The sequence below is a fragment of the Ruegeria sp. BHSB172 genome (genome assembly GCF_059613165.1).
Genome location: NZ_JBXWRZ010000009.1, coordinates 25,317 through 44,183, shown reverse-complemented (window position 1 = coordinate 44,183; position 18,867 = coordinate 25,317). Strand labels below are relative to the sequence as shown.

Sequence of the window (18,867 nt, the reverse complement as noted above, 5' to 3'; positions counted from 1 at the left end):
CAAGTCGTTTGATCGACGCTAAAACGTCCTCGACACCTGCTGTGACACTGCTATCCGACATGGCTCTCTACCGATCTGGCCTTTTGATCAAGTGTAACCAAACAATCGGTGCGGAACAACAGATAGTGCGCGCGATCACTCGCGACGCAACGCCTTGAGCACACGATCCAGATCCCGGCTCTGCTTGCTGATCTGCGCCGGCGCTTTCTTGACCAGGTTGTAGTATAGCGTCGGGTCATAGATCTGGACGGCCAAACCAAGACGTTCGGCGGTCAAAAGCCCCTGCGCCTGAAGCAACTGGTAGGCCGCCAGCGAGCGTTCGGTCCGCGATGCGATCTCGGCCAGTTGCGCATCCAGCAGGTCTTGCTGTGCGGTCAGAACATCCAGCGTGGTGCGCGCGCCCAAGGTGGCCTCTTCGCGGATGCCGTCAAAGGCGACCTGAGAGGCCCGGACCCGCTCTTCTGACGCGCGCAGACTGGCCGTCGCGGTCTGGAAGCGGACATAGGCGTTGGTCACCCCCTGCGTGATGTCTTTCTGCACGTTCAGCAGATTGGCCCTCGCGGCATCCCGCTGCGCCATGGCGCGGCGAACGTTTGCCGCCAGACGGCCGCCCGCATAGATGGGCTGGTTCAGATTCAGAGAGATCGACGCGTCGTTGGTGTAGTCGTCGTTGTCGTAGCTCTCGGTAATCCCGACATCGGCATTCAGGCTGACATTCGGGCCAAGACCCGCGCGTTGCTGCTGAACCACCAGATCGAGGGCGCGCACCTGATGCTGTGCGGACAGGATGGCCGGGTGGTTCCGCATGGCCAGGCTGATCGCCTCGTCCGCAGATCGCGGCAGTGCCGGCAGACTGGGCTGCCCCGCCGTGCGACCCGGAGTCTTGCCCACCGCATTGACATATTCAGCCTGCGCCGTGCTGAGGTTGCCGCGCGCATCGGCAAGATCGGCCTGCGAGCTGGCCAGTTGCGACTCGGACAGGGCCACATCCGTGCGGGTCACTTCACCCACCTCGAAGCGGTCCTGGGTCGCGCGAAGCTCCTCACCCGACAGGTTCACGTTGTTTTGGCGGATTCGGACCCGCTCTTCTTCCAGCAAAACACCCAGATAGGCCGTTGCGGCCCGGAACAGCACCTGCTGCTCGATATCGATCAGCGCCTGCCGGGTCGCCAGAACGGTTTCCTGCGCCGACTGCTTGCCCAGCAAGGATGCGCCGCCGTCGTACAACAGTTGGCTGAGCGTTATCCCCGAAAAGAATCGCGAGGGTTCGACCGATAATACCGTCGTGCCGATCCGGTTCTTAGTGTAATCCTGACTGACCCGAACGGTCCAGTTGATGATCGGGCGCAGGGCCGAAAGCGCGATCGCGACGTCTTCATCAGCGGCCCGCAACAGAGCGCGGTTCTGCTCCAGCAGGCCGCTGGAGTTGTAGGCCCCGATGAACGCATCGGTCAGGTTGTCTGCCCAAGCCGTCCGCTCGGACGCTACATTCAGTGCAAGGCAGGCTGAAAACACCAACCCCTTGATCAGTTTCGCTGCTGATGTCCCACGCATAATCCAACCCCGTAAACCAAAATTTGTTCTGATTTCGGAACAGTTTGCGGCCAGATTCTCAACTAATCAATAGGGAACGGAAAAGTGTTTCCGAACTATAGCGAAAATGCCCGTTCTTTCGCAAATCCCGGCAAGACCGGCGCCGCGGCATTGAACGCGTGGCGCCAAGTCACGCGCCCGCCGACCTTGCGACCGATCCGGACGGTGCCCAGATTGCCATCAACGAACAGGCAGGCAATGCGGCCATGTTCCTTGAGCTGTTCCAGCAACGCGTCCGGAACCCGTTCAACCCCGCCCTGAACCATGATCACGTCATAGGGGCCATGCTCGGCGGCCCCTTGCGCCAATGGGCCGACATGGATGATCGCATTGTCGATATCGGCCTGGCTGAGATTGGCCTGCGCCTCGGCGGCCATTGCCTCGTCTTCCTCGACGCCCACCACCAGTTGCGCCATGCGCGCGGCGACGGCCGTCGAATAGCCATAGGCCGGACCGATATCCAGCACGACCTCGTCATTGGAAATATTAAGCGCGTCCAGCATTTTGGCCAGGGTCCGCGGCTCCAGTAGGCACCGACCGCCCCCCAGATCGATCAAATCGCCGACATAGGCCACCTCGCGCTGGGAATCCGGCACGAAATCTTCCCGCCGGATTTTCAGCATGGCATCGATAATCGGAAACTTTGTGACATCGGACGGCCGAATCTGGGTATCGACCATCGTTTGGCGTCGGGCTGCGAAATCCGTCATGTGACCGCTCAATCATTTCCCTGGTTCGGATGGCTTTTGCCACAATGCACGCGCCCCGGCAACGGCCCTTGCACGCAAATTCCGGCCCGCGACAATTGGCGTTGCGTCTCGAATACCGGTGACGGTCATTTCCCGTGCAGATTCTTTGCGCGCCCTCTGGACGCCGCGCGGGAAAGCTGCTAGAACCGCTGCTGCACCACGGCAAGTAATTGATATTGCTTGAAAAGGCGAGTTGGCGGAGTGGTGACGCAGCGGATTGCAAATCCGTGTACACCGGTTCGATTCCGGTACTCGCCTCCACTGCTCCGACTTGGTACCGCGTCGCTGCCTTCCGGTTGGTCGAAATCCAGCTCGAACTGTTCTTGGCCGCGCAAGGGGACACTGCCACCTTGGGTTTCGAGCAAGACGCCCCCCGAAGGCCGCCGTTTTGCTGACCGTCGGTTCAGACCGTGCTTCGGCCTTGCGGAATCACCTCGTACCCCGGCTCTTCCGGTTCATCGTCCTGCATCTCGGCCGGAAAACCGGGCGCGGTAATGCTCAGCCCGGTTGCATCCTCGAGCCGTCGAATGACGTTGGGCGACAGCTCGCGCGCGCCATAGCGGGCGATGGCGTCGTCGAAAATCTTGATCATCAACGGGTTCATCTCCAACGGCACGCCGGCGCGGTCTGCGACCTCCTGGAACAGGCCGATATCCTTTTTCACCAGGTCCATGGTGAAGGAAATGTCGCGCGAGCCGTTCAGGATCACCTGGCTTTCGGTCTCATGCACGAAGGACGTGCCGGACGAGATCTTGATCGCCTCGTAGGTGGTGTTCAGGTCCATCCCGGCGGCCTTGGCGGTCACCAGCGCCTCGGCGCAGGTGATCAGGTTGGCAGTGGCCAGATAGTTGGTCAGCACCTTCAGAACCGAGGCCGTGCCCAGATCGCCGGTATGCAGGATGCGCCGGCCCATCGTCGTCAGGAACGGCAGAATCCGCTCGAACGTGGCCCGGTCGCAGCCCGCGAAGATCGAGATATTGCCCGTGGCCGCCCGGTGGCACCCGCCCGAAACCGGGCAGTCCACCGCCGCGCCGCCGCGTTCGATCACCATGGCCCCAAGCCGTTTGACCTCGGCCTCATCGGTGGTGGACATCTCCATCCAGATCTTGCCCTGGCTCACCTCGGGCAGCATCTGCTGCATCACCGCGTCCGAGGCAGCTGGCGACGGCAGGCAGGTGATGACCGCATCGCAATCGCGCATCATCTGGGCCGGGCTTTCGCCGGCCTTGGCCCCCTTGGCCGCGAATTCCGCCACAAGATCGGGGTTCAGGTCGTACACCGTCAGGTCGATACCGTTGCGCAGCAGCGACCCCGACAGCTTGCCCCCCACATTGCCCAAACCGATGAACCCGACCTTCATGTTCTGCCCTCCCGCAGGCGCGTTTTCGTTGGCCCGAGTATTTCCGTTGCCCATCGACAAAAGAAACGAATAATAAAGCTATCTATACAGAAATTATTTTGGTGCTAAATGGACCGCCTGCCCAATCCGGCGTGGCTGCGTAGCTTCGAGGCCGCCGCCCGCCACCTGAATTTCACCACCGCCGCGCAAGAATTGGGCCTGACCCAGACGGCGGTATCGCTGCATATCCGCTCGCTCGAGGCGGACCTCGGGCAGCCGCTTTTTGCCCGCAACGCGCGACACCTGTCGCTGACCGAGCTGGGCCAGTCCTATGCGCTGACCGTGCGCCGGGCGCTGTCGGATATCGCGCTTTCCACCAACAGCTTGTTCGGCCCCGCCTCGCGGCAGGCGCTGACCATCCGGGCGGCGATATCGACGATGACCTACTGGATCGCGGCCGAGCTGCCCGAGTTCAGCGCTCAGCACCCCGAGATCCCGGTGCGGCTGGTGTCACATATCTGGAACGACTCGGCCGCGCCCGCGGATGAAGACGTGGAAATCCGGCTGGGCTATGGCGACTGGCCCGGTGTTGCGGCGGACCGACTGTGCTCGGAACGGCTGGTGCCCGTCTGCCGGGCGCAGGACTCGTCGCCAGACCTGCAAAACGGCCCGTTGATCCACATTCTGGGGTACGAGGACAACTGGGCGCGGTACTTCGAGGCCACGGGCATCGACCTGCCCGACCGCCCCGCGCGCCATTCGGCGGATACGACCGTCACGGCGCTGCAACTGGTGATGGCCGGCGCGGGCTACGCCACTGTTCTGGAGCGGTTCGCGCGCAACGCCATCGCCCAGGGTGCGCCGATCCGGATTGCGGGGCCGGCGATTCCCTTTGCCCAGTCACATTACCTGATCCGCAGCGTCAGCGCGGCGCCTCCGTCCATCCCTGCCCAGTTGTTCCTGGCCTGGCTGCGCGACTGCCTGGCCAGCGATGCCGCGGATTGATCCTGGCAAGTCGCTTTTTCGATCCGAGGCAAGGCACTTGGCCCCGCGCGCTTGACAACCCCCCTGCCCGTGCCGCATGTCGCTTGCGTTGGTGTCTGTGCAAGCAGATGAAAAGGGAATGCGTCAGCGGTTTTCCGTCAAACGCAGCCGCCCCCGCGACCGTGACCGGAGAGGGTGCCCAAATGCCACTGGCCGCAGGCCGGGAAGGCGGGACATCCGACAGAGCACCGCTCTGACATCCGCAAGCCGGGAGACCTGCCAACGCCCGAAGACAAACCGGACGGGGTGTTCCGGTGTCGGGCCCATGTCGGCAACGTGGCCCGCGCATACCCCGTCCCCCGACAACCAATTGAGGGGGGATGAGAGACGTGACCGAGACCGCACCAGTCGAGCTGCTGGTCTGCACCACCTGCCGACGCGGGCTGCCCATCGAGGATGACGCCCAGCGCCCCGGCACGCTGCTGCACAAGGCGCTGGCCGCAGCCGACCTGCCCGAAGGCATCACCCTGAAGCCGGTCGAATGCCTGTCGAACTGCGATCAGGGCTGCTCGATCGTTTTGCGCGGCGGGCCGTCTCGCTGGACCTTCGTCTATGAGAACCTGAACGAATCCGACCATGTCGAGATCATCGTCGAGGGCGCCACCAAGTACCAGGCCACCGAGGATGGCCTTGTGAAATGGCGCGACCGCCCCGAACATTTCCGCAAGAACTGCGCCGCCCGCATTCCCCCGATTGGAGCCTGAGCATGAGCACCCTCGAAAAACTTCCCGTCACCGTCATCACCGGCTTTCTCGGCTCGGGCAAGACCACGCTGATCCGCCACCTGATGCAGAACCCGCAGGGCAAGCGCCTGGCCGTGGTGGTCAACGAATTCGGCGATGTGGGTGTCGATGGCGAAATCCTGAAGAGCTGCGCCATCCCCGAATGCCCGGCGGAAAACATCATGGAACTGGCCAATGGCTGCATCTGCTGCACCGTGGCCGATGACTTCATCCCCACGATCGAGGCGCTGATGGCGCTGGACCCGCGCCCCGATCACATCCTGATCGAAACCAGCGGTCTGGCCCTGCCGAAACCGCTGCTCAAGGCGTTCGACTGGCCCGATATCCGTTCCAAGATCACCGTGGACGGCGTGATCGCCCTGGCCGATGCCGAGGCCGTGGCCGCAGGCCGCTTTGCCCCGAATGTCGCGGCGGTGGACGCCCAGCGCATGGCCGATGACTCGATCGACCACGAAACACCCCTGTCCGAGGTGTTCGAGGACCAGATCTCGTGCGCCGACATCATCCTGCTGACCAAGCCCGACCTGGCCGGCCCCGAAGGCGTGGCCAAAGCGCGCGAGATCATCGCCGCCGAGGCGGCCCGCCCCCTGCCCGTGGTCGAAGTGGCCGAAGGTGCGGTAGACGTGCGCGTGGTGCTGGGGCTAGGCGCCGCGGCCGAGGACGACATGGACGCCCGCCCCTCGCATCACGATGGCCATGACGACCATGAACATGACGATTTCGAAAGCATCGTGGTCGAACTGCCCGAACAGACCGACCCGGCGCAGTTGGTCGCCAATATCGAACGTCTGGCGAACGAGCTGAACATCCTGCGGGTCAAGGGCTATGCCGCCGTTCAGGGCAAGCCGATGCGCCTGCTGGTTCAGGCGGTCGGCGCGCGGGTCCGGCACCAGTATGACCGCCCGTGGAAACCGGACGAAGAGCGCCGCTCGCGCCTTGTGGTCATCGCCGAGCATGACGACATCGACGAAGCCGCGATCCGCGGCATCCTGACCGGTGTCACCGAGGCCGCCGAGTAAGCACCGATGCACGTCGTCTTCCGCGAAAGCCACGGGCTCGAAGAAACCGAGACCCCGACCGATCTGGGCCAGAGCCCGGCGGATCTGGTGGTGTTGTCCTTTTCGGACAGCGATCTGGGTGCTTTCGCGGCCGGCTGGCATCGCGGCGGCGGGCCCGAGGGGCGGATGCCCTCGTTGCGGCTGGCGAACCTGACGGCGCTGAAACATCCGCTGTCGGTCGATACCTATGTCGAGCAGACGCTGGAGGGCGCCAAGGGCATCCTGATCCGGCTGATCGGCGGCGTGCCCTACTGGTCCTACGGGTTGCAGCAGGTGCTGGCGCTGGCGCAGGCCAAGAGCATCGCGCTGGCGGTGCTGCCCGCCGACGGGCGCGAAGATACGCGGCTGGACGATTATTCGACCCTGCCGGTCTCGACCCTACGGCGACTGGCGCATCTGTGCGACACCGGTGGCGAGGTCGCGGCCCAAGCCGCATTGGCGCAGATGGCGCTGGCGGCGGGGCTTTATGCCGGGCCGGTTATGGGGGCCAAGACCCTGCCCGAATGCGGAGCGTGGTGCCCGGATCGCGGCGTGATCGCGCCCGAGGACGCCTTCGCAGGCGAAGGCCGGCGCATTGTCGTAACCTTCTACCGCGCCTATCTGACTTCGGCCGATACCGCGCCGGTCGCGGCCCTGATCCGGGAAATCCGCGCGCGGGGTCATCAGGCGGTGGGGCTGTTCGCACCCTCGCTCAAAGCGCCTGCGGCGGCGCAATGGCTGGCTGAGAACATCCCAGCGATGGCGCCCTCTACCATTATCAATGCCACCTCGTTTTCGGGCAAGGGCGCGTCGGGCACATCGCCCTTGGACGAGGCGGGCGTGCCGGTGTTTCAGGTCGCTCTGGCCACTTCGCGCCGCAAGGCCTGGGCTGAGGCCGAGCGCGGCCTGTCGCCTGCCGACCTGGCCATGCATGTTGTGCTGCCCGAGGTGGACGGGCGCATCTCGGCCGGTGTCGCCTCGTTCAAGGAACCGGGCAGGCGCGACCCACACCTGGAATATTCCCGCTTCGCCCACCGCCCCGAGCCCGACCGGATTGCCGCCATCGTCGACCGGGCGATGGCCTGGGTGGAGCTGGCCGAGAAACCAAAGGCGCAACAGGTACCCGCGCTGGTCCTGTCCACCTATCCCGGCAAGGACTGGCAGATGGCCCATGCAGTGGGGCTGGACGCGCTGGCCTCGGCCGAGGCGATCCTGTCCGACCTGCAGGGCGCGGGGTATGACACCGCCCCCGCCGAGCCGATTGCCGACACGCTGCTGGACGCCCGGATTTCATGGCCGGTCTCGGCATACCGCGCCGCACTTGCGCAACTGCCAGAAGCGTTGCGCGCCGATCTGGAAACCGTCTGGGGTGCGCCCGAGGATGACCCGGCCTGCGCCGATGGGGCATTCCACTTCACCGCGCTTCGGCGCGGCAAGGCGCTGGTGGCGCTGCAGCCCGAACGCGGCACGCCGGAATTGCGGGACGACGAATATCACGACCTGTCGCGCACGCCCCGGCACGGATATGTGGCCTTTTACCTGTGGCTGAGGCACGGGTTGGGGACGGATGCGCTGATTCATATCGGCGCACACGGAACGTTGGAATGGCTGCCGGGCAAATCGGTGGCGCTCTCGGCGGAATGCTGGCCCGAGGCGCTGATCGGCGATCTGCCGGTGATCTACCCGTTCATCGTGAACGATCCGGGCGAAGCCGCGCAGGCCAAGCGCCGGATCGGGGCCGTCACGCTGGGCCACATCCCGCCGCCGATGAAGCAGAGCAGCACGCCCGACCGCATGGTGCGGTTGGAATCGCTGCTGGACGAGTTCTCGAACGCCGACGGGCTGGACCCCAAGCGGCGCGACCGGCTGCAGGCCGATATCCGCGACGAGGCCCGCGCCATCGGGCTCGAGGCCGATCTGGGGCTGGATCAGGCCACCGGCACCGCCGAGGCGATCACCCGCATCGACCGTTTCGTCTGTGACATCAAGGAAAGCCAGTTCGGCGACGGGCTGCATGTCTTTGGCCGCGCGCCGCAGGGTGCGGGCAATTTCGACGCTGCCGCGTCGGCACAGGCCGAACGGCAGGCCCTGCTGGATGCGCTGGCCGGCAAGCGGATCGAGGCCGGGCCGTCCGGCTCGCCCTATCGCGGGCGCACCGACGTGCTGCCCACGGGCCGCAACCTGTTCACCACCGATCCGCGCTCCGTCCCGACCCGCGCGGCCTACGCGCAGGGGGTGAAACTGGCCGAAGAACTGGTGCGCCGCCACCTGCAGGAGGAAGGCGACTATCCCAAAGGCCTGATCGTCGATCTGTGGGGCTCGGCCACGATGCGTACGGCGGGCGAGGAATTCGCCATGGCGCTGCACCTGCTGGGCGTCAAACCGGTCTGGGATCCGGGGTCGGAGCGCGTGAGCGGGATCGAGGTTCTGCCGATCACCGATCTGGAGCGCCCCCGGCTGGACGTGACTCTGCGCGTCTCGGGCCTGTTCCGCGACGTGTTCCCGACCCTGTCGGCCCTGTTCGGACAGGCGGTCCGGGCGCTGTCGGAACGCGACGAGGCGCCCGACTGGAACCCCTATGCGGGTCAGCCGCCCACTGCCCGCGTCTATGGCCCGGCGCCAGGCAGCTATGGGCTGAACATGACCCACCTGTCGGAAACCTATACAGACGAGGCGCGCGCGCAGGCCGGTCAGGCCTGGCTGGACGCCAGTGCCTTTGCCTTCGAAGGCGAACACATCGCCCACGACCCCGACGGGATCACCCAGCGCGTGGCGCAGGCCGACAGTTTCGTGCACCTGCAGGACCTGACCGAAACCGACCTGCTGCTGGCAAACGACTATGCCACGCACGAGGCCGGATTTGCCGCCGCCAAGAAGCTGACCGGCGGGCAGGCGCAGCTGTACCACCTGGACAATACCCGCCCTGAAACACCCCGCGCCCGCACTCTGCCCGAGGAAATCAGCCGCGTGGTCCATGCGCGCGCCGCCAATCCTGACTGGATCGCCGGGATGCAGCGCCACGGCTTCCGCGGTGCGGCCGAGATCGCGGCAACGCTCGACCACATGGCGTCTTTCGCGCATTTGTCAGGCAGCGTCGCCCCGCATCTGTTCGACCTCTACCACGATGCGACCTTGGGCAACCCCGAGGTGGACGCGTTCCTGCAGCAGGCCAATCCGCAGGCCCATCAAGCCATGCAGGACCGGTTCCGCGCGCTTTACGAGGCCGGGCTGTGGAACACCCGCCGCAACTCGATCCGCGCCGATCTGGAGGGGCTGGGATGAGCGCCCCGGTCGTTCAGGGCTGGTGCCCCGGCGCGCATCGCCCGATGATGTCCGGAGACGGGCTGGTCGTGCGGGTGCGCCCGCGTCTGGCCCGGCTGAGCGCCGCGCAGACGCTGGGGCTGTGTGATCTGGCCCTGCGGTTCGGCAACGGGACCATCGACCTGACCAACCGCGCCAACCTGCAACTGCGCGGCGTGGCCGAGACGGACCATCATGCGCTGCTGGCCGAGCTGTCGGCGCTGAACCTTCTAGATCCTGAACCGGGGCTTGAGACCCGGCGCAACATCCTTGTGTCGCCGCTGTACCAGCCGGGCGACCTGACCGCGCGCCTGACACAGGCATTGGCCGACCGGCTGGGCGACCTGCCCGCCCTGCCCGCCAAGTTCGGCTTTGCGGTGGATACCGACCAGGCGCGGCTGCTGGCCGGGGACTCGGCCGATATTCGGCTGGAGCGGGGACCTTCGGGCCTGATCCTGCGCGCCGACGGGGCCGAGACCGGCCGTTTGGTGACCGAGGACGCGGCGATCGACTGCGTGATCGAACTGGCCCAGTGGTTCGCCGAGCGCTTCACTTCTGACACCCGCCGCATGGCCCGTCTGATCGCAGCGCAGGAGCTGCCCAAGGAATGGCAGGGCCACGCCCCCGGCCCCGTGGCACCCGCGCCACAACCCGGCAATAACGCAATCGGCCCGATCTACGGCGCGGCCTTCGGGCAACTGCCCGCCGACGACCTGCGCGCGCTGGTCGAAGCCTCGGGCGCCGCTGCCCTGCGTGTCACGCCCTGGCGGCTGTTCATGTTGGAAGGCGGGGCGGCGATCCCCGCCCCGGCCTTCGTGACCGACGGCGCCGACCCTCTGCTTACCACCGACGCCTGCCCCGGCGCGCCATTCTGCCCGCAGGCGCAGGCCGAGACCCGCGCCATCGCCCGCGCGCTGGCTCCGCGCGTGTCCGGCAGCCTGCATGTCTCGGGCTGCGCAAAAGGCTGCGCGCGCATGGGCGCAGCCGATCTGACGCTGGTGGGCCGCGACGGGCGCTTTGATCTTGTAAAACACGGCCGCGCGGGAGATGAGCCCCTGCAGCGCGGGCTGGACCCCGAAACACTGAAGACCATGGACCTGACCTGATGCCCTATGAATACGAAACCGACGGCGCGGCGATCTACAAGCAATCCTTCGCCACGATCCGGGCCGAGGCCGATCTGGCCCGTTTCGACCCCGACGAAGAGCAGGTCGCCGTCCGCATGATCCATGCCGCCGGGATGGTCGGTCTGGAAGAGTTCATCCATTTCTCACCCGGCTTCGTGCGCACCGCGCGCGCGGCGCTGGAGAACGGCGCGCCGATCCTGTGCGACGCGCGGATGGTGTCCGAAGGCGTCACCCGCTTTCGCCTGCCCGCCGACAATCAGGTCATCTGCACGCTGCAGGACGAGCGCGTGCGCCCGCTGGCCGAGAAGATGGGCAACACCCGATCCGCCGCCGCGCTGGAACTGTGGCGCCCGCACCTTGAAGGCGCGCTTGTCGCCATCGGCAACGCGCCCACGGCGCTGTTTCACCTGCTGAACATGCTCGAGGACCCAGACTGCCCCCGCCCCGCCGCGATCATCGGCTGCCCGGTGGGATTTGTCGGCGCGGTCGAATCCAAGGACGCGCTGTGGGAGGCCCAGCCCGTCCCCAGCTGCATCGTCAAGGGTCGTCTGGGCGGCAGCGCCATCACCGTGGCGGCCATCAATGCCATCGCAAGCCGGGCGGAATGACCATGGGCACGATCTATGGCGTGGGCCTCGGCCCAGGCGATCCCGATTTGATGAGCGTCCGGGCCGACCGCCTGTTGCGCAACGCGAAACACGTGGCCTATTTCCGCAAGCCCGGCCGAAGCGGGCAGGCGCGCAAGATCGTCAACGGGATGATCCGCGACGATGCGGTCGAGTTTCCCATGGAATACCCAGTCACAACTGAGATCCCGGTCACCGATCCGCGCTACAACGCGCTTCTGGCCGAGTTCTACGAACGCTGCACCGCGCGCTTGAAAGAACTGGCCGATCAGGGCGAGGACGTGGTGGTGTTGTGCGAGGGAGACCCGTTCTTTTATGGCTCGTTCATGCATCTCTACAGCCGCCTGCGCGACGTGGTGCCCGTCGAGGTGGTGCCGGCGATCACCGGCATGTCGGGCGCTTGGACGGCCTCGGGTGATCCGATCACCTGGGGCGACGACATCCTCACGGTGCTGATGGGTACCCTGCCCGAAGAGGTTCTGGCCGACCGCATGGCGCGCACCGACGCGCTGGTGGTGATGAAGATCGGCCGCAACATCGACAAGGTGAAACGCGCGCTGAAAACGGCGGGCCTGTTCGACCGGGCCTGGATCGTGGAATACGCGCAGATGCCCAACCAGACCGTTCGCAAGCTGAGCGACGCCTGCACCGAGGTCACGCCCTATTTCTCGATCATCATCGTGCATGGACAGGGGCGGCGGCCATGAACGGCTGGGTCAAGATCGCCGGGCTTGGCCCCGGAAACGAGGCGCTGGTGACCCCCGAGGTGACCGCCGCCTTGGCCGATGCGACTGATGTGGTGGGCTATATTCCCTACGTCGCGCGGGTGGCCGAACGGCCGGGCCTGACCCTGCACGCCAGCGATAACCGGGTCGAGATCGACCGCTCGCAGCACGCGCTGCGCATGGCGGCCGAGGGCAAGCGGGTGGTCGTGGTCTCGTCGGGCGACCCGGGCGTGTTTGCCATGGCCGCCGCCGTGTTCGAGGCGCTGGAAAACGGCCCCGACACCTGGCACGAGATCCCTGTCGAGGTTCTGCCCGGCATCACCGCCATGCTGGCCGCCGCGGCCCGGGCGGGCGCGCCGCTAGGCCATGATTTCTGCGCCATCAACCTCAGCGACAACCTCAAGCCCTGGGCCGTGATCGAGAAACGCCTGCGGCTGGCCGCGCAGGCCGATTTCGCAATGGCCTTTTACAATCCACGCTCGAAGTCGCGGCCCGAAGGTTTTGTAAAGACGCTGGAAATCCTGCGACAGGAATGCGAGCCCGAGCGTCTGATCCTGTTCGCCCGTGCCGTATCGCGCTCAGACGAGGCGATCCGCATCGCGACCCTGGCCGAGGCAACACCCGACATGGCCGACATGCAGACGGTGGTGATCGTCGGCTCGTCGCTGACCCGCGTCATCGACCGGCCCATCGGCCCCATCGTCTATACTCCAAGGTCCACGCCGGAATGAGCCAGCCAGTCCAGAACCTGCGGCACGCTTGTCAACTCGACCCGGCGGGGCAGCCTGGGCCGGTCGATCATAAGCACCGGGATGCCCAACGCTCGCGCCGCGTCCAGCTTGGCGCGCGCCCCGGTGCCGCCAGCGTTCTTGGACACCACAAGTTCGGTTCGGTGCCAGCGCATCAGCGCCGTGTCGTCGTCAATCGAAAACGGCCCGCGCGACACGACCACGTCGCAATCGGCGAAGGGCAGCGGGCCGGGTTCATCGACCAGCCGCAGAAGATAGTGATGCTGGGGCTGCGCCGCGAAATCATCAAGATGCATGCGCCCCACCGCAAGGAACACCCGACGCGGCGGCCCGGCCAGCGCGGCAACGGCGCTGGCGATGTCGGGCACGCGTTGCCACCGGTCGCCGGGCGCGGCCGTCCATTCCGCGCGGGTCAGCGCGGCCAGCGGCGTCTGCGTCTGCTGGCAGGCGGCGATGGCATTGCGGCTCATCTGCGCGGCAAAGGGATGGGTCGCGTCGATCACATGGGTCACGCCGGTGTCGCGGATATGACGCGCCAGACCCTCGGGCCCGCCAAAGCCACCCACGCGCGTGGGCAGCGGTTGCGGCCGCGGGTTGTCGACCCGGCCCGCATAGGAATAGGTTGCCGCCACACCCAAATCCGCCACGGCGCGGGCCAATGCGTTGGCCTCGGTCGTGCCGCCAAGGATCAGGAGGTTGGGCATGTCTGAAACTCCGTGGCTGACCATCCTGGGCCTGGGCGAGGATGGACTGGATGGCCTGTCGGCCGCAAGCCGTCAAGAGTTGGAGCGTGCCGAGGTCATCATGGGCCCGCCCCGGCACCTGTCACTGGTTCCCGAAACCGGAGCCGAACGCATCGAATGGCCGGTGCCGTTCGCCGACGGGCTGCCCTTTCTGCAGGGGCTGAAGGGCCGGCGCACGGTGGTGCTGGCCTCGGGTGATCCGTTCTGGTTTGGCTCCGGGTCGGTGATCGCGCGCAATTTCGCCCCCGAAGACTGGGTGGCACGGCCTGGGCAGTCGACCTTCTCGCTGGCGGCCGCGCGGTTGGGCTGGCCGTTGGAAAGCACTGCCACCTTCGGCCTGCACGCCGCCCCCCTGACCCGCCTGCGTCCGCATCTGTCCCGCGGCCTGCGCGCCATCGTCCTGCTGCGCGACGGTGCCGCTGTGGCCGAGCTGGCCCGCTATCTGACCGAGACCGGGTTCGGCGATACGACCCTGCACGTGATGGAGGCCCTCGGCGGCCCTCGGGAACGCGCGCGCAGCCTGTCCCTGACCGAAGCCCTGCTGGACTCGTTCGAGCATCCGGTCTGCGTTGCGCTCGAGGTTTCGGGCGACGGGCGTGCGCTGCCGTTGGCCTCGGGCAAACCCGACGAGATCTTCGAAACCGATGGGCAGATCACCAAACGGCCGGTGCGCGCGCTGACCCTGTCGGCGCTGGCGCCCGCTCGGGGCGAGCATCTGTGGGACATCGGCGGCGGCAGCGGCTCGATCGGCATCGAGTGGCTGATGTGCGACTCGTCCCTGACCGCCACCACGATCGAGCCGCGCGCAGACCGCGCCGCGCGCATCCGCGCCAATGCCGACGCGCTGGGACAGGATCGGTTGCAGATCATCCATGGCCCGGCGCCTGACGCGCTGGACGGCCTACCCTTGCCTGACGTGGTGTTCATCGGCGGCGGGCTGAGCGACGCGCTGCTGGACTGGCTTGCGGCCAACCTGCCCTCGGGCACCCGGCTGGTGGCCAACGCCGTGACATTGGAAAGCGAAGCAGTGCTGAGCCGATGGCACGCCAAGCTGGGCGGCGACCTGCTGCGGATCGAGCTGGCGCAGGCCGGCGACCTCGGCCCGCGGCGTGGCTGGAAATCGGCCTATCCGGTCGTTCAGTGGAGCGTGACCCTATGATCGTGGCCGGGCTTGGGTTTTCGTCCACCGCGACCTGCGCCAGCCTGCGGGCCGCGTTCGATCGCGCCACCGCCGGGCACGCGGTGGACGCGCTGGCCACCGCCGCTGACAAGGCCGGCCATCCGGCGCTGGCCGAATTTGCCGCCGCCTGCGCCCTGCCCCTGCATTTCGCGGACCCGGCCGATCTGGCCGGGCAACGCACCCTCACCTGCTCGCCCCGCAGCCGCGCCAGTCATGGCACCGGCAGCGTGGCCGAAGCTTCCGCCCTTGCCGCCGCCGGACCGGGCGCGCGGCTGCTTTCACCCCGACAGATCTCGGACGACCGGCTTGCCACCTGCGCGGTCGCCATCGGAGGACAGACATGACCGTTCATTTCATCGGCGCCGGACCGGGCGCCGCCGACCTTCTGACCCTGCGCGGACGCGACATCATCGCCGCCTGCCCGGTGTGCCTGTATGCCGGGTCGCTTGTGCCCGAGGAGATCCTGGCGCACTGCCCCGAAGGCGCGCGCATCGTGAACACCGCGCCGATGGATCTGGATCAGATCATGGCTGAAATCAAAACCGCCCATGACGCCGGTCAGGACGTGGCCCGCCTGCATTCGGGCGACCTGTCGGTCTGGTCGGCGATGGGCGAACAGATCCGACGCCTGAAACAGATGGGCATTCCCGTCAGCGTGACCCCCGGCGTTCCGTCCTTTGCCGCCGCCGCGGCCGCTTTGGGCACCGAACTGACCCTGCCCGGGCTGGCACAATCGGTGGTGCTGACGCGGACCCCGGGGCGCGCCTCGTCCATGCCCGAGGGCGAAACGCTGGAAAACTTCGCCCGCACTGGCGCCACACTGGCCATCCACCTGTCGATCGGCAATTTGGACAAGGTAGTGGCTGACCTGACCCCCGCATATGGCGCCGATTGCCCCGTGGCCGTGGTGTACCGCGCCAGCTGGCCGGACGAGCGGATCGTCCGCGCCACCCTGGGCACGTTGAAGGAATCGCTGGACGAGCGCATCTCGCGCACCGCGCTGATCCTGGTCGGGCCGGCGCTGGCCGGTGAAGGATTCGACGAAAGCTGTTTGTATTCAAAGACCTATGACCGCCGTTACCGCCCACAAAGCGCCGACAGCCCGTGGTCGAGCTGGAGTCACGGAGATGACTAACCCGCCCGGACTGCTGATCTCGGCCCCATCCTCGGGGACGGGCAAGACCACGGTGATGCTGGGCCTGCTGCGCGCGCTGGCCGAGGACGGGCTGACCGTGCAACCCTTCAAGAGCGGGCCGGACTACATCGACCCGGCCTTTCACCGGGCGGCGGCGGGGCGGGCCTCGTTCAACCTGGACAGCTGGGCGATGGGCGCGCCATTACTGGGCGCGATTGCAGCGCAGGCCAAAGGCGCCGACATCGTTGTCGCCGAAGGATCGATGGGCCTGTTCGATGGCGTCGCCAAGCCGGGCGAACTGGGCCATGGGTCCAGCGCCGAAACCGCGCTGCGCATGGGTTGGCCCGTGGTTCTGGTGCTGGATGTGGGCGGTCAGGCTCAGTCGGCTGCGGCCACGGCGCTGGGGTTTCGGATGTACAACCCCGACCTGCCCTTTGCTGGCGTGATCCTGAACCGCTGCGCCAGCCAGCGCCACGAACGCCTGACCCGCCTAGGGATGGAGCGCGCGGGCCTGCCGGTTCTGGGCGTTTTGCCCCGGCGCGGCGACGTGACCCTGCCCGAGCGGCATCTGGGCCTGATCCAAGCGGTCGAGCACCCCGATCTGGAAAGCGCGATTGCCGGATACGCGGCCTTCCTGCGCGCGCATGTGGATCTGGAGGCGATCAAGCGGGCGGCCTCCTCGGGCCCGATGGGGCCGTCGTCGGCCGCGCTGCCGCACCCTCCGGCGCAACGGATCGCGCTGGCCCAAGACGCGGCATTTTCCTTTACCTACCCGCATCTTCTGGAAGGCTGGCGAGCGGCCGGGGCCGAGATCCTGCCGTTTTCTCCGCTGGCGGACGAGGCCCCGGCCCCGGATGCCGATCTGGTCTGGTTGCCCGGCGGGTACCCCGAACTGCACGCCGGAACCCTGGCTGCGGCAGAGCGGTTCCTGACCGGCTTGCGCAAACATGCCGAAACGCAGCCCGTGCATGGCGAATGCGGCGGCTACATGGCCTTGGGCCAAGGGCTGATCGACAAGGACGGCACCCGCCACCGGATGGCCGGGCTGCTGGGCCTGGTCACTTCGTACGAAAAGCGCAAATTCAACCTGGGCTATCGCCGGGCCGAGTTGCTGGCCGACATGCCCGGGTTCTCTGCTGGAACCGCGCTGCGGGGGCACGAGTTCCACTATTCCTCGATCGTCGAGCAGCCCGATGCACCCCTGGCCCGGGTTTTTGACGCCGAAGGCGCCGAAGGCCCACAGACCGGATCGCGCCGCGGGCATGTCACCGGTACGTTCTTCCATCTGATCGCAGAGGCCAGCGCATGAACGGTTTCGTTTCCTTCATCGGGTCCGGTCCCGGCGACCCGGAGTTGTTGACCCTCAAAGCCGTGGACCGGCTGCAAAAGGCCGATGCGGTGCTGTTCGACGATCTCAGCAGCGGGCCGATCCTGAGCCATGCGCGCAAAGAGGCCGACCTTGTGGGCGTGGGTAAGCGCGCCGGGCGGCCCTCGCCCAAGCAGGACCACGTCAGCCGCCTACTGGTGGAGTACGCCCAGACCGGCCAACGAATCGTGCGGCTGAAATCGGGCGATGGCGGCCTGTTCGGGCGGCTCGAAGAGGAACTGGTAGCCCTGCGCGCCGCCGGGATCGCATACGAGATCATTCCGGGCATCCCCTCGGCGATTGCCGCGGCCGCGGCGGCGGGCATCCCGCTGACCCGCCGGCTGACCGCGCGGCGGGTGCAATTCGTCACCGGCCACGATGTCAGCGGCAAGCTGCCCGAGGACCTGAACCTGCCCGCGCTGGCCGACCCGGGCGCGACGACGGTGGTGTTCATGGGCAAGCGCACCTTTCCCCTGCTGGCGCAGGCGCTGCACGCGCATGGGCTGCCGTTGGACACCCCTGCGCTGATGGCAGAATCGGTTTCGACGCCTCAGCAGTCGCTGCACCGGTCCACCGTCGGTGCACTGGCCGAGCGCCTAAACTCCGAGATCGGTACCGCGCCGGCGCTGATCCTCTATGGTCCGCTGGCGGAGAGCGACGATGATTGATCTGGTCTTGATCGGGATCGGCACCGGCAACCCCGATCATGTGACGCTTCAGGGCGCGCAGGCGATCCGCGCGGCCGATCTGATCCTGATCCCGCGTAAGGGCGTCAACAAGGCCGATCTGGCGGGGGTGCGCGAGGAAATCATCCGCAAGGTCACCGACACACCGCCCCAAATTGCCTATTTCGACATCCCCGAGCGCCGGTCACAGGACGGCTACCTGCGCGGCGTGGATGAATGGCACGACGCAATCGCCCTGCGCTGGCAGGAGGCGATGGCTCGGCACCCCGAGGCACGCACCGTCGCCCTGCTGATCTGGGGCGACCCGTCGCTCTATGACAGTTCGCTGCGAATCGCGGCGCGGCTGGACCCGCAGCCAAACACCACCGTGATCCCAGGCATCACGGCGCTGCAGGCGCTGACGGCGGCCCATGCCATGCCCATCAACGAGATCGGCGCGCCTTATCTGGTCACCACCGGCCGGCGCATCCGCGACGAGGGCTGGCCCAGAGACGCGCATACGGTTGCGGTGATGCTGGATGGCGCGTGTTCGTTCCAGACGCTGAACATGGCCGATTTTGACATCTGGTGGGGGGCTTACGTGGGTATGCCCGAGCAGATCCTGATCAAGGGTCCACTGGCCGATGTGGCCGACGAGATTCTGCGCACGCGCACCGAAGCCCGCGCCCGGCACGGGTGGATCATGGATATCTATGTCCTCAAAAAGCGCGGGATTTGACGCGAAA

Annotated in this window: 18 protein-coding genes, 1 tRNA gene and 1 riboswitch; of the genes, 15 read left to right on the top strand and 4 right to left on the bottom strand. The window is 66.7% G+C overall.

Annotation, left to right across the window (positions count from 1 at the left end; all coding sequences use genetic code 11):
• Nucleotides 1-135 precede the first annotated feature (135 nt).
• Together AC2FM3_RS07025 and AC2FM3_RS07020 are read right to left on the bottom strand one after the other, a co-directional pair.
• Nucleotides 136-1,554, bottom strand: a complete 1,419-nt coding sequence (locus AC2FM3_RS07025; protein WP_496680208.1) for a TolC family outer membrane protein — start codon at nt 1,552-1,554, stop codon at nt 136-138.
• Between the two features lie 95 nt (nt 1,555-1,649).
• Nucleotides 1,650-2,303 carry a protein-L-isoaspartate O-methyltransferase family protein gene (locus AC2FM3_RS07020; protein WP_496680207.1) on the bottom strand — a complete coding sequence of 218 codons (654 nt, stop codon included), beginning with the start codon at nt 2,301-2,303 and terminating at the stop codon, nt 1,650-1,652.
• Nucleotides 2,304-2,529: 226 nt separating this feature from the next.
• On the opposite strand from AC2FM3_RS07020, the gene AC2FM3_RS07015 reads away from it, so the two are divergent.
• Nucleotides 2,530-2,603 (top strand) — tRNA-Cys (locus AC2FM3_RS07015).
• A gap of 142 nt (nt 2,604-2,745) precedes the next feature.
• Here AC2FM3_RS07015 and AC2FM3_RS07010 read toward each other — a convergent pair.
• Nucleotides 2,746-3,702: an NAD(P)-dependent oxidoreductase gene (locus AC2FM3_RS07010; protein ID WP_496680206.1), complete on the bottom strand. Its 957-nt coding sequence runs from the start codon at nt 3,700-3,702 to the stop codon at nt 2,746-2,748.
• 108 nt (nt 3,703-3,810) lie between these two features.
• On the opposite strand from AC2FM3_RS07010, the gene AC2FM3_RS07005 reads away from it, so the two are divergent.
• The 8 genes from AC2FM3_RS07005 to cobJ all read left to right on the top strand — a co-directional run bounded on the left by AC2FM3_RS07005 (nt 3,811) and on the right by cobJ (nt 13,014).
• Nucleotides 3,811-4,686: a LysR family transcriptional regulator gene (locus AC2FM3_RS07005; RefSeq protein WP_496680205.1), complete on the top strand. Its 876-nt coding sequence runs from the start codon at nt 3,811-3,813 to the stop codon at nt 4,684-4,686.
• 72 nt (nt 4,687-4,758) lie between these two features.
• A riboswitch (cobalamin riboswitch) is annotated at nt 4,759-4,963 on the top strand.
• An 82-nt stretch (nt 4,964-5,045) separates the two neighbouring features.
• Nucleotides 5,046-5,429, top strand: coding sequence for a DUF1636 family protein (locus AC2FM3_RS07000; RefSeq protein ID WP_496680204.1), 384 nt, complete (start codon nt 5,046-5,048; stop codon nt 5,427-5,429).
• 2 nt (nt 5,430-5,431) lie between these two features.
• Entirely contained in the window at nt 5,432-6,487 is a 1,056-nt protein-coding gene (gene cobW / locus AC2FM3_RS06995; protein ID WP_496680203.1) for a cobalamin biosynthesis protein CobW, read from the top strand.
• A 6-nt stretch (nt 6,488-6,493) separates the two neighbouring features.
• Nucleotides 6,494-9,787, top strand: coding sequence for a cobaltochelatase subunit CobN (gene cobN, locus AC2FM3_RS06990; protein WP_496680202.1), 3,294 nt, complete (start codon nt 6,494-6,496; stop codon nt 9,785-9,787).
• Entirely contained in the window at nt 9,784-10,911 is a 1,128-nt protein-coding gene (locus AC2FM3_RS06985) for a ferredoxin-like domain-containing protein (protein WP_496680201.1), read from the top strand. Before cobN ends, AC2FM3_RS06985 begins: the two co-directional genes overlap by 4 nt.
• Complete coding sequence (locus tag AC2FM3_RS06980; RefSeq protein WP_496680199.1) at nt 10,911-11,540, top strand: precorrin-8X methylmutase; 630 nt, start codon at nt 10,911-10,913, stop codon at nt 11,538-11,540. The genes AC2FM3_RS06985 and AC2FM3_RS06980 overlap by 1 nt, the downstream gene beginning before the upstream one ends.
• Nucleotides 11,537-12,265, top strand: coding sequence for a precorrin-2 C(20)-methyltransferase (locus AC2FM3_RS06975; protein WP_496680198.1), 729 nt, complete (start codon nt 11,537-11,539; stop codon nt 12,263-12,265). The genes AC2FM3_RS06980 and AC2FM3_RS06975 overlap by 4 nt, the downstream gene beginning before the upstream one ends.
• On the top strand, nt 12,262-13,014 hold the full coding sequence (gene cobJ, locus AC2FM3_RS06970; protein ID WP_496680196.1) for a precorrin-3B C(17)-methyltransferase: 753 nt from the start codon (nt 12,262-12,264) through the stop codon (nt 13,012-13,014). Before AC2FM3_RS06975 ends, cobJ begins: the two co-directional genes overlap by 4 nt.
• On the opposite strand, the gene AC2FM3_RS06965 is transcribed toward cobJ, so the two are convergent.
• A complete protein-coding gene (locus AC2FM3_RS06965) occupies nt 12,987-13,736 on the bottom strand; it encodes a cobalt-precorrin-6A reductase (RefSeq protein ID WP_496680195.1) in 750 nt (249 codons plus the stop codon). The genes cobJ and AC2FM3_RS06965 overlap by 28 nt on opposite strands.
• Between AC2FM3_RS06965 and cbiE the strand changes: the two genes are divergently transcribed.
• Genes cbiE through cobF form a run of 6 tightly spaced genes read left to right on the top strand, consistent with a single transcriptional unit; the run spans nt 13,735 to nt 18,860 of the window.
• Nucleotides 13,735-14,934 carry a precorrin-6y C5,15-methyltransferase (decarboxylating) subunit CbiE gene (cbiE, locus tag AC2FM3_RS06960; RefSeq protein ID WP_496680194.1) on the top strand — a complete coding sequence of 400 codons (1,200 nt, stop codon included), beginning with the start codon at nt 13,735-13,737 and terminating at the stop codon, nt 14,932-14,934. The genes AC2FM3_RS06965 and cbiE overlap by 2 nt on opposite strands.
• Nucleotides 14,931-15,299, top strand: a complete 369-nt coding sequence (locus AC2FM3_RS06955) for a cobalamin biosynthesis protein (protein WP_496680318.1) — start codon at nt 14,931-14,933, stop codon at nt 15,297-15,299. Before cbiE ends, AC2FM3_RS06955 begins: the two co-directional genes overlap by 4 nt.
• Nucleotides 15,296-16,090, top strand: coding sequence for a precorrin-4 C(11)-methyltransferase (cobM, locus tag AC2FM3_RS06950; RefSeq protein ID WP_496680192.1), 795 nt, complete (start codon nt 15,296-15,298; stop codon nt 16,088-16,090). Before AC2FM3_RS06955 ends, cobM begins: the two co-directional genes overlap by 4 nt.
• On the top strand, nt 16,083-17,399 hold the full coding sequence (locus AC2FM3_RS06945) for a cobyrinic acid a,c-diamide synthase CobB (RefSeq protein WP_496680190.1): 1,317 nt from the start codon (nt 16,083-16,085) through the stop codon (nt 17,397-17,399). The genes cobM and AC2FM3_RS06945 overlap by 8 nt, the downstream gene beginning before the upstream one ends.
• Nucleotides 17,396-18,124 (top strand): uroporphyrinogen-III C-methyltransferase, encoded by a 729-nt coding sequence (gene cobA / locus AC2FM3_RS06940; RefSeq protein WP_496680188.1) that lies wholly within the window; start codon nt 17,396-17,398, stop codon nt 18,122-18,124. The genes AC2FM3_RS06945 and cobA overlap by 4 nt, the downstream gene beginning before the upstream one ends.
• The gene (gene cobF / locus AC2FM3_RS06935) at nt 18,117-18,860 is read left to right on the top strand and encodes a precorrin-6A synthase (deacetylating) (RefSeq protein WP_496680186.1); all 744 of its coding nucleotides are present in this window, start codon (nt 18,117-18,119) and stop codon (nt 18,858-18,860) included. The genes cobA and cobF overlap by 8 nt, the downstream gene beginning before the upstream one ends.
• Nucleotides 18,861-18,867 lie beyond the last annotated feature (7 nt).